We start from the raw sequence: 11,008 nt of genomic DNA, 5'->3' as shown, positions 1-11,008 counted from the left end.
TCTTGCCTATTCCCTATTCCCTGCCTTAACGAAGAGACTTTTTCAGCAAACCCTATTTAGGGTTTGCTGAATAAACCTAAAACCTTGATATATCAAAGGTTAGAGGCTGATAAACACAGAAATTAGTCCAAGGGTTTTGAAGGGTATACCGGAAAAAGTGTGCATTTTTTGGGATTTCAAGAGACGGCAAAGAAATTTTCACATCTCCTCCTGACTCCTGTACGGGCGAAGCATTCGGAAAATAGCCTTTTCATAAAATTGATAATTTGTCGTCCGAATGCTTCGCCCCTACGACTCCTGACTCCTGACTCCTATGCCCTCACGGAAAGACTTTCTCAGCAACCCCTAATTACCTGGTGTAAATAGTGAGTAATTTTATTTTTCTTTTTAGAAGGTGGTAAACGATAGCAACCAAATAATAGTTCATGCCATGTTATTGATGCCATAGCAATTTCTAATTCATATTTTACCATGTTTTGTAAAACTGTTTGATTGGGTTCTATCCTTAAAGGTTCAGATATAATATTAGTATCTAATAAAAAGCGAATCACCAAATTACCTCTCTACCTGGATGATAATCACGAATATTATGCCAAATTTCATCAGGGTTAATTTCTATTTTTTCTTCTATTAATTCTTCTCGAAATTTTGCTATACATTCACCAATAGTTAATTTTTTAATTTGATTTTCTTCAAAGTTTGGATTTTTATTTTTCATGTTTTTAAGCATTACGATAAATTCTGCTATTTGCGTTTCTGTCATTGTTTCTATTTCTGCTAATAGTTCTTCTTTCAATGTCATGTTTTTAACTCCTGAAGCACATTTAATATTCTTTATTATATCATTCTTTGTCAGAATCAGGTGGTTATCGAGTTTCGACTACGCTCAACTATCGCGACTTGTACTGAGCGACTTGTACTGAGCGACTTAACGCAGAATTTTATCACAACTGATGACAATATCATCACAATAGAGTTTTAAACTACGCGACATAAATTACATCCTTTTCTACTGAACTGATTACTTGAGGTTTTAACATTTTTTTAGTTACTAAATCAACGGATAAACCTAAGTTATCTTCTAGGAAAAATTTTAAATCCATATATTGATCAAAGGTAACTTGTCCTTGAAATTCTACTAATAAATCCAGATCACTGGTAGTTTTAGCTTCATCTCTTGCATAAGAACCAAATAAAGCTAAGGATGTGACACCATAACTTTTGATGTTAGTTAAATTTTCTTTGAGGAAATTAATTAAATTCTCTCTATTCATGATGATCATTTTTGGTCAGAATCAGGATGTCCAGGATTTAAGGATTAACAGGATTGTGATTGTTTAATTTTCTGTTGGTATCACAATTTAAAGATATTATATCATTATTTAATCTATATTTATCATCTTTTCGTCAACAAAAAATTTACAAATCACATCCTGTACATCCTTTAATCCTGGTTATCCTGATTCTGACAATTTTAAATTTTAAATTTTAAATTTTAAATCTTAAATTTTAAATTACATCCTTTAATCCTGATTGGTGATAATGATGATTTTGCTGGGTTTCATTTCATTATACCCAACCTACAATATTCATAATAATTCCTCATTTAAATATGAGTATTAAGTACAATTATTTCAGACATTCCCAATCCTTTTCATCTACAATAGGACTAACAATATCACCTAATGTTTTAGCTTTACCTACCATATTCACAACTGGAAAATGCCGTTTAATTTCTGGTTTGGTTTTCATATTTTTAACCATTATTAACAATTCTGCTATTTGTTCTTCTGTCATGGTTTCTATTTCTGCTACCAGTTGTTCTTTAAATGTCATTTTTTTTAACTCCTGAGTTAAATATTTTTTATTATATCATTATTTGTCAGAATCAGGATTTTCAGGATTTCAGGATTTTCAGGATTGTGATTTTTTAATTTTCTGTTGGTATCAGGATTTAAAGATTGAAGAATATCTCACGCAAAGACGCAAAGACGCAAAGATGCAAAGGAAAATTAGAAGTTTAAAAATTACATCCTGTACATCCTCTAATCCTGGTTATCCTGATTCTGACAAATATTACCATTCATTCAATGCTGGTAAACTTTTCACTATTCTCACTGTTTCTAAACTAACCCTAACTATCCTCTTGACTAAATCTACTATATATCGCGGATCTTCTGACCAGTGGTTAGGATCGTTGACTATTCCACTATCTTTATCTTTGGTGATTTTATATCTCTCCATTACCCATTCTAATGCTGATTTTCCATTTACTATATATTCGTAGGTTTCTAGGGGGATTTGTGTTAGGGTGATTTTACTGTTATAGATGATGGTGGTTTTATCTATTCCGTTTTTGTTCTTTCCAAATACCATTTTTTCTACACGGTAATCTTGAGGATCTAAATATATTTCTGGTGAAAATTCTTTGATTTCATAAGGTTCTATGGTTTCATAGTTTAAATGATAATCTGCTAATTCTCTACCTGCTTTACTGAATGTCCAAAAGTCTCCCGTGTAGGGGATGCGGGGTAACATTTTTTTGAGGTCTGCTGCAAATCTTTGTTTATATTCTGGGGAGTGGAGGACTCCATATATGTAATAAAATATGTCTATTTTGGTGATGTTTTTGTCTTGATATTTTTTCTGGAAGTCTTTTAATATGCGATCGGGGATGTTTTCTTTTTTGGTATATTCTTCTGTGGTTGCTGTTGCAAATAATGTTCCTAGTTCGCTTTGTTTTTCGTAGGTATATAAGGGGAAATTATCCCCATTGTATATTAATTTATACTCTATTAATACATTAGATATCAACACAGAAAATTCTTTATCTTCTCCTCTACCCATAACACAAATTAATAAATTTTCCAAATTATGATTAGGGAAAATCTTAGGCATTTGATAAACACAGTTATTCAAATATCTATTAAAATATATCCATTGCTTACAATAAGGACGATACATGGCTTTTGTAACTTCATTCTCATTAAATAAATGTATTTTTAACTTTCCACAATCATCTTTTAATTCTCTTGACCAGCTTATTTTTGTAGTGTCTGCATCTATAAAAGATTCTACTTGTTTTTTCCTTTGTTCAGTATTTGATAAAATTTTACCTTTTAAATATTTTTTAAATTCTTCAACTTGTTCATTATAAAAATTAATCATTTTAGTCATATTATTAATTAATAATTGACGTGAAAAATTAAAACACCAAGCATCACGGCTTGTTAAAACACCCCTTGAATATAAATCAAAAATAGTTTTAGAATTTGCGTCTTTCTTATCACCTAAAGAAATAAAACTTTCAAAATCATCATTACGTTGATTAATCCAATCATAATTTTCATTAGGGGTGATTTCTGACCATTGGATAGTAGAAACATCACCAAAAACTTTAATAATATCTAATTTTTCTTTTTGACTTAAATAATCACCAATATCGTGATAAAATAACTTACACTCCTGTTTTTGATCAGGATTTTTGATTAATAAAATAACAGCAATAGTAGCGCGACTACCTGAACCAAAAATTTTACCTCCTTCTTTTCTTGATTGTTCTCCAGAAGTTCTTTGATTACCGCGTAAATTAAAACAATAAATACTCGTAAATTCATCAACTAAACATTTTCTAAAACCATCCATTGCATTATTATCAATGAATGAACCATTACTCACAAAACACACTATACCTTTATCTTTGATTCTATCACTTCCCCATCTAAAACCGCGAATATAAGAATCATAAAGACTGTTTTTATTAGTAGCAGTAGAATATTTAGCATAGGTGTTTCTAATTCTGTCATCTAACTGATCATATTTAAGATTTTTATTCCCATCATTTTCGCTAGTTTGTCCAGCAGAATAAGGAGGATTACCAATAATCACAGTAATATCATTTTGCTTTTGATTAATCACCCGTTGATTATTTTCCGGGAAAATCTTTTCTAACAAATAACCGTCATTTTCAAACATTTGAAAAGTATCAGTTAAAACAATCCCATTAAAAGGCCGATATTCACCACCAGCTAAGAAATGATAACTTTCCTCAATATTAATCGCAGCAATATAATAAGCTAACAAAACAATCTCATTACAATGCAACTCATGACTAAATTTCCGTTGTAAATCTTCCCGTTTTATTAACCCACTTTGCAACAACCGCACCATAAAAGTACCCGTACCAGTAAAGGGATCTAAAATATGTACACCCTCATCAGATAAACCCACACCAAACTCTTGTTTTAAGGCAAAATCAGCACTTTTAATAATAAAATCTACCACTTCCACGGGAGTATAAACAATCCCCAATCTTTCCACTAACTTAGGAAAAGCAGCACGGAAAAATTTATCATATAATTCAATAATAATCCTCTGTTTACCTTCCGCATTATCAATACCACTTGCGCGTTCTCGCACACTTTGATAAAACTTTTCTAAAGTCTTCACATCCTTTTGCAAAGATTGACCTTCTAACACATCTAACATTCTTTGCATGGTTTGAGAAACGGGGTTAAATTTAGTAAACTCATACCCTTCAAACAAAGCATCAAACACAGGTTTAGTAATTAAATGTTGAGATAACATTTCAATTGCTTCTTCTGCGGTGACATTGGGATTAATATTTTGATGTAACCCTGTGATAAACTCATTAAAAGCTGTTTTGGCTGCTGATTCAGAACTTTCTAATAATGCTTTAATTCTGGAAGTGTGACTTTCAGCAATTTTCGCTACATCTTTAGCCCAATCTTCCCAATAACGACGATTACCACATTTAGTAACTATTTTCGCATAAATCGCATCTCGCCATTCTTCAACGGGGAAATTTAATTCTAATTGTTGATAGGAACTTCCCGTATTTGTAGATGTAGAACTATCATTTTTTTGCCTACCTCCAACCCCAACCACACTAATTTTATTAGGACGGCGTTTATTGAGGTCAATTTTATTAACAGTATCATTAAATCTGTCATCATGGGCGCGTAATGCCTGTAATACTTGCCAAATTACCTTATATTTTTCATTATCCTTTAAAGCGACATCAGGCGACATATCCGCAGGAATACCCACAGGTAAAATAATATAACCGTATTTTTTCCCCTCTGCTTTTCTCATCACTCTCCCAACGGACTGCACCACATCCACCACCGAGTTACGAGGAGTGAGGAACATGACAGCATCCAACGCAGGAACATCCACCCCTTCGGATAAACACCGCGCATTAGAGAGAATACGACAGATATTACCCCCCTGACGGGGTTCATTTCCCCCCCTTGTAGGGGGGGTTAGGGGGGGTTCAGCTTTCAACCATTCTAATTTTTCAGTTCTTTGTAAAGCGTTTTGTGTACCATCAACATGGTCTAATTCACATTGTAAAAATGTTTCATCATCGGGGTTTAATTGTTGATATTGGTTGATAATATCCCCAAATAATCTCACAATTTTTTGTGAATCTTTAATACTACGAGAAAAAGCCACCGCACGTTTCATGGGGTTATTATCTTCTATATCTTCTGTTTCTGCATCTTTGAGTAAACGTTTAGATAAACCATTCCAACAACCGACAATTTTCACTGCATCATCTAAATTTAATTCGTTATTTGCATCTGCTAACTGTTGTTGAAAAGTTGCACCCACAAATTTTTCATCAACTGCTAACACCATGACTTTATAATCAGTTAATAAACCAGTGCTAACAGCTTCACCAAAACCTAAACGATGAAATTCTTTACCGTAGATATGTACATCATCCATTGAACATAAAAAAGCCTGATTTTCTTTAGCTTGAACTTTGGTATCATCGCTGTAAATTTTGGGAGTTGCTGTCATGTAAAGCCGTTTTTTGGCTTTAATAAAATCTTGATTATGCACTTTCACAAAATAAGATTCATCTGTTCCTGCAATAGTTACTCCTGTGGTTCTATGTGCTTCATCACAGATGATTAAATCAAATTCTGGTAAACCAATTTTTTGCGCTTCCGATATTGCTTGAATAGATTGATAGGTGGAGAAAATAACAGTTAATTCTTTTTTATCTGCAAGAGTCTGATAGGATTTAATAATATCTTGGGCGTTGGTTGTGGGAGGAAAAGCTAAATCATTAACTGTAATATCTGCAACATCATGGTTGGTGAGCGAAGTCGAACCCTTTTTCTTATTTTTACCCACATTGACATCAGAACAAACTGCGATACTATGAAAATTAATCTCGCTTTCAGCAGTCCATTCTCTTAAAGTTTGGGAAAGTAAAGAAATAGAAGGAACTAAAAACAGAATTAAGTGATTATCTAAATTATTATCTCTAGGAAAATTTTCCGCAATTTTCAACGCAGTAAAGGTTTTACCAGTACCGCAGGCCATGATTAATTTACCTCTATCTGCGGTTTTAAACCCAGTGAGGACTTTTTCTAATGCGGTTTGTTGATGGGGACGAATGCTTTTTTTAGGTTTAAGTTCTAGTTTTTCTGGTTGTTGAACACTGTATTTATTCCAATCAATGGGACTATTTTCTAAATCATAAATAGTAGCACGAATAACGGGAATTTGTTGATTTTCTAATGCTGCTTCCGCGTGTTTACTCCATTTAGAAGTAGTAGAAATAATCATCCGCTTTTTAAATAAATTTGTCCCGGAAGCGGTGAAAAATGAATCTATATCTGATTTTTCTAAGGTCTGATCTAAATCATAACATTTACATTGTATCGCCCAATAATCCCCAGTATCCTTTTCCACTGCTACTAAGTCAATACCTGTATCTGGCATATTTCCCCGTTTAGGAAATTCCATCCATAACCAAACTTGGCTAAAATGATCTTTATAAAAGGGGTCAGTTTTGAGATAATTTAACATTAAGCGTTCAAATTTATCACCTAAATCACGGGTAGAGGTGGAAGTTTGTTTAAATTCGTTTAATATTTTTTGAATAGTCATATTTATTTGGTAATGGGTAATCTTTATAGATCCCGGATTTCTTTAAGAAGTACGGGATCTGAATCTATTTAATCTAATCAATATAATAACTACACTTACGTATAGTTGTAAAGTCTTGACTAAGTTATGTTGTATTAATTTTTTTATTATTTTGTTAATGTAACTTAATATAAGTTAATGAATTTGTCTGAATCAGGTGGTTATCGAGCGAAGTCGAGATAATGTCCAGGATTTAAGGATTTTCAGGATTGTGATTGTTTAATTGATGGTTTGATTTTATAGATTTTATTTGTCTGAATCAGGTGGTTATCGAGCGAAGTCGAGATAATGTCCAGGATTTAAGGATTTTCAGGATTGTTATTGTTTAAATTTCTGAATTTGTCTGAATCAGGTGGTTATCGAGCGAAGTCGAGATAATGTCCAGGATTTAAGGATTTTCAGGATTGTGATTGTTTAAATTTCTGAATTTGTCTGAATCAGGTGGTTATCGAGCGAAGTCGAGATAATGTCCAGGATTTAAGGATTTTCAGGATTGTTATTGTTTAAATTTCTGAATTTGTCTGAATCAGGATGTCCAGGATTTAAGGATTTTCAGGATTGTTATTGTTTAAATTTCTGAATTTGTCTGAATCAGGATGTCCAGGATTTAAGGATTTTCAGGATTGTTATTGATTACTTTTCTGTTTGCATCAGAATCTAAAGATATTATAAGCTGTTGTGCATTTAATTTGTATAAGTGGAACAGGCATCTTGCCTGTTAAACAAGAGTTCAGAACATTAGGATTATACAATTTAGCTGTGTAACAGCTTATCATTATTTAATCTAAATTTATCATCTTTTCGTAAACTAGAAACTTAAAATAAAAATTACATCCTGTACATCCTCTAATCCTGGTTATCCTGATTCAGACAAAAAGATAGAAAATCAAACCATTAATTAAACAATAACATCCTGTACATCCTCTAATCCTGGTTATCCTGATTCAGACAAAAAGATAGAAAATCAAACCATCAATTAAACAATAACATCCTGTACATCCTATAATCCTGGTTATCCTGATTCAGACAAAAAGATAGAAAATCAAACCATTAATTAAACAATAACATCCTGTACATCCTCTAATCCTGGTTATCCTGATTCAGACAAAAAGATAGAAAATCAAACCATTAATTAAACAATAACATCCTGTACATCCTCTAATCCTGGTTATCCTGATTCAGACAAAAAATTTTGACTTTTGACTTTTGACTTTTGACTTCCCAAAGGGTGTCCTGATTCTGATAAAATAAACCATCCTGTAAATCCTATCCATTACCAATCACCAATTACCAATTACCAATCCATGAAAAAATTATCTTTCTTATTCCTCTTAATTAGTAGCAGTTTCTTATTATTAGGTTTTCAGGATCAGGTGGCTAATTCTCAACCAAAACCATCAACTATTTGTCCTGGTAATAATTCTCGGTTTAGTATTGGATTTTTCAAGACTAATAATCAAGGTGAACGTTATTCTAGAGGTATTAATCATGTAATTGTTTTTAATCCTAAATCCCCCTATTTAGATTTTAAAGTAAATGTGGGTTTAGATCATAAAATCTATGCTAAGGATGGTAGGGGTAATTTTAGAAGAGAGTATATCCCTAAATTTTTTAGTCAATTGGTAGGTGATGAAAATTCCAAGTTAAATGGTAGAAAACCTATTGCAGCTATTAATGCAGATTATATAGATACGGTGAATAAACCCCAAGGTTTAAATATTTCTCGTGGTGTTGAATATTCAGGTGCTTTTAAAAATAAACGTTCTTCTTTTGCTATTTCTGGAGGAAACCCCAGTCAGCGTGTTGCTACTATTCAGATAGGAAAAAGAGGATCTAATTTACTAAATTATAATGTAGTAGGTGGTAATGGTAGATTTTACAATCAGGGTGTTTTTAAAGATATTTGCAAAGCTTTGGGTGATTTTGCTTGTAAAGGTGCTACTAACCGTTCTATGGTAGCAATTACCAGTAAAGGTTATGTAATTCTGTTAGTTAATGATGTGAAAGCTAATTCTAGTATTCAAGTTTCTGCAAATAATAAAGAGTTGTTACCTAGTCAGTTTGATGATGTTTTAGAAGGTATTGCGAGAAATAATTGTTTAGGGAGAATTAGGGAAGGAATGTTATTTGATGGGGGTATGTCTCCAGGGTTGTTTTATAATAATAAGGTGTATGTGGAAAATTTTGGTCCCATTGGTTCGGTGTTTCTCATTTATAAGGAAAAAGGCTGAAAACCCTTGAGGTTAAGTTTTGGAGCGTGGCGGAGAAACTTAACCGTCCTTTAGGCAAGGGATGAAAGCCAGTTAAGGCGTTTACGCCTCAGTGATTTTAACTATTTTCTTTGTTGGGCGATATAGTGTTTAACTGTTTCCGTACAAATATTACCAGCAGTGCTAACAAAATAACTAGGAGTCCACAAAGTAGGAAGTTTCAGTAACTCAGGAAATTCTTTTCTCAAGAAACAAGATGCCCTTCTCTTGATTTTGTTCATGATCTGAGATGGGTTGTCGGTGGGTTTGGCATTGATGAATAAATGTACATGGTCTGGCATAATTTCCATTGCGATAATTCGCCATCTATTCTCATTGCAAACATCACAGATAATCTGCTGAAGTCGCTCCGCTATTGCTCCAGTGAGAACTTTTTTCCGGCGTTTAGGTATAAAAACAAAGTGGTAGTTAAGTAATGAAACCGCGTTACCTTCATGTCTGTACTCATCTGGAGAAAATTTAGCCATTTTGGAAATTACCTTTGCTTGGTGTATATAGATAGTGTATACTAGACAATATCTAAAACTCAAGGAGGTGATTAAGTAGTGCTGGTGTTAGAGTACAAAGCCAAATGCAACCAAAAACAAAAACAAGCTATTAACGAAGCAATCAGGACAACTCAGTTTGTCAGAAACAAAGCTATCCGCTATTGGATGGATAGCCCAAAAGAAGCAAAAGTTAACAGAATTGCATTAAATAACTACTCAACAGCACTACGAAAAGAGTTTAGTTTTGTAGAAGAATTAAATTCAATGGCTTGTCAATCTGCAACCGAAAGAGCATGGCAAGCAATTCAGAGATTTTACGACAACTGTAAAAAGAAAGTTGCCGGAAAGAAAGGGTATCCACATTTTCAAAAAGATAACCGTTCAGTTGAATATAAAACATCTGGATGGTCATTGCACCCAACAAAAAGACGTATTACCTTTACTGATAAAAAAGGTATTGGTGAACTTAAATTATTGGGGAAATGGGATATTCACACATACCCAATTAAGTTAATTAAACGAGTTAGAATTGTTAAGCGTGCTGATGGTTTTTATGTTCAATTCTGTGTAGATACAGAAATTAAACAAGAACCCAGAATAGCTGATGGTGAAATTGGTCTAGATGTTGGTTTAGAGTATTTTTACTCTGATTCCAATGGACATCATGAACCAAATCCCCGCTTTTTAAGAAAAGCAGAGAAGTCCATCAAACACGCTCAACGTCGAATCTACACCAAAGAAAAAGGTAAGAATCTAAGACGCAAAGCAAGACAAAGATATGCTCAAAAACATTTAAAAGTAAGTAGGCAACGGAATGAACACGCAAAGAGAGTTGCGCGTAACGTATGCAAAGCTAACGCTTTAGTAGCCTACGAAAATTTAAGTGTTAAGAACATGGTAAAAAATCATTGTCTTGCTAAGTCAATTAATGATGCGGCTTGGTCTACTTTTCGCCAATGGCTAGAATATTTTGCTGTTAAGTTTAACAGTGTTGTTGTTGCTGTTGCTCCACATTACACATCACAAAAATGCAGTAATTGTGGTGCGATTGTCAAAAAATCTCTTTCAACTCGTACCCATAAATGTAATTGTGGCTGCGAGTTGCAGAGAGATGTGAATGCAGCAGTGAATATTTTAAATCTTGCCAAGCAAGCTAGGGGAGGGCATCCCCAAAGTCACGCTACAGGAGTTGGGATCTCTGTTCTGGTTGGCGAAAACCTGCTAGAGCAAATTCTGACGTAGAATGTAGAATCTCCGCGGCTTTAGCCCGGAGAGTGTCAA

General features: G+C 33.4%; 9 protein-coding genes. 3 read left to right on the top strand and 6 right to left on the bottom strand.

Features of this window, described 5'->3' with window-relative positions; genetic code table 11:
- Positions 1 to 168: 168 nt before the first annotated feature.
- Positions 169 to 366 (top strand): hypothetical protein, encoded by a 198-nt coding sequence (locus H5968_RS23570; protein ID WP_187041880.1) that lies wholly within the window; start codon positions 169 to 171, stop codon positions 364 to 366.
- Here the strand turns inward: H5968_RS23570 and H5968_RS23565 are convergent.
- The 5 genes from H5968_RS23565 to H5968_RS23545 all read right to left on the bottom strand — a co-directional run bounded on the left by H5968_RS23565 (position 336) and on the right by H5968_RS23545 (position 6,930).
- Positions 336 to 554 (bottom strand): hypothetical protein, encoded by a 219-nt coding sequence (locus tag H5968_RS23565; protein WP_187041879.1) that lies wholly within the window; start codon positions 552 to 554, stop codon positions 336 to 338. The genes H5968_RS23570 and H5968_RS23565 overlap by 31 nt on opposite strands.
- Positions 548 to 802, bottom strand: coding sequence for a hypothetical protein (locus H5968_RS23560; RefSeq protein WP_187041881.1), 255 nt, complete (start codon positions 800 to 802; stop codon positions 548 to 550). The genes H5968_RS23565 and H5968_RS23560 overlap by 7 nt, the downstream gene beginning before the upstream one ends.
- A gap of 181 nt (positions 803 to 983) precedes the next feature.
- Positions 984 to 1,274, bottom strand: a complete 291-nt coding sequence (locus H5968_RS23555) for a nucleotidyltransferase family protein (protein WP_137668746.1) — start codon at positions 1,272 to 1,274, stop codon at positions 984 to 986.
- Positions 1,275 to 1,629: 355 nt separating this feature from the next.
- Positions 1,630 to 1,836, bottom strand: coding sequence for a hypothetical protein (locus H5968_RS23550; RefSeq protein WP_187041878.1), 207 nt, complete (start codon positions 1,834 to 1,836; stop codon positions 1,630 to 1,632).
- 240 nt (positions 1,837 to 2,076) lie between these two features.
- The gene (locus H5968_RS23545; protein WP_187041877.1) at positions 2,077 to 6,930 is read right to left on the bottom strand and encodes a type ISP restriction/modification enzyme; all 4,854 of its coding nucleotides are present in this window, start codon (positions 6,928 to 6,930) and stop codon (positions 2,077 to 2,079) included.
- Between the two features lie 1,343 nt (positions 6,931 to 8,273).
- On the opposite strand from H5968_RS23545, the gene H5968_RS23540 reads away from it, so the two are divergent.
- Positions 8,274 to 9,200 (top strand): phosphodiester glycosidase family protein, encoded by a 927-nt coding sequence (locus H5968_RS23540; RefSeq protein WP_187041876.1) that lies wholly within the window; start codon positions 8,274 to 8,276, stop codon positions 9,198 to 9,200.
- A gap of 101 nt (positions 9,201 to 9,301) precedes the next feature.
- On the opposite strand, the gene tnpA is transcribed toward H5968_RS23540, so the two are convergent.
- Positions 9,302 to 9,706: an IS200/IS605 family transposase gene (tnpA, locus tag H5968_RS23535; protein WP_187041875.1), complete on the bottom strand. Its 405-nt coding sequence runs from the start codon at positions 9,704 to 9,706 to the stop codon at positions 9,302 to 9,304.
- Between the two features lie 78 nt (positions 9,707 to 9,784).
- Between tnpA and H5968_RS23530 the strand changes: the two genes are divergently transcribed.
- Complete coding sequence (locus H5968_RS23530; RefSeq protein ID WP_187041874.1) at positions 9,785 to 10,969, top strand: RNA-guided endonuclease TnpB family protein; 1,185 nt, start codon at positions 9,785 to 9,787, stop codon at positions 10,967 to 10,969.
- Positions 10,970 to 11,008: the final 39 nt, after the last annotated feature.

Source organism: Sphaerospermopsis sp. LEGE 00249, from assembly GCF_014299995.1.
Classification (GTDB): domain Bacteria; phylum Cyanobacteriota; class Cyanobacteriia; order Cyanobacteriales; family Nostocaceae; genus Sphaerospermopsis; species Sphaerospermopsis kisseleviana.
Note: the sequence above shows the minus strand (reverse complement) of the source record. Positions and strands in the feature narration are given on the sequence as shown.

Excerpts from the sequence above, each read along its gene's own strand:
- H5968_RS23560 (WP_187041881.1), bottom strand. The coding sequence starts at position 802 with ATGACATTGAAAGAAGAACTATTAGCAGAAATAGAAACAATGACAGAA.
- H5968_RS23555 (WP_137668746.1), bottom strand. The coding sequence starts at position 1,274 with ATGAATAGAGAGAATTTAATTAATTTCCTCAAAGAAAATTTAACTAAC.
- H5968_RS23550 (WP_187041878.1), bottom strand. The coding sequence starts at position 1,836 with ATGACATTTAAAGAACAACTGGTAGCAGAAATAGAAACCATGACAGAA.
- H5968_RS23545 (WP_187041877.1), bottom strand. The coding sequence starts at position 6,930 with ATGACTATTCAAAAAATATTAAACGAATTTAAACAAACTTCCACCTCT.
- H5968_RS23540 (WP_187041876.1), top strand. The coding sequence starts at position 8,274 with ATGAAAAAATTATCTTTCTTATTCCTCTTAATTAGTAGCAGTTTCTTA.
- tnpA (WP_187041875.1), bottom strand. The coding sequence starts at position 9,706 with ATGGCTAAATTTTCTCCAGATGAGTACAGACATGAAGGTAACGCGGTT.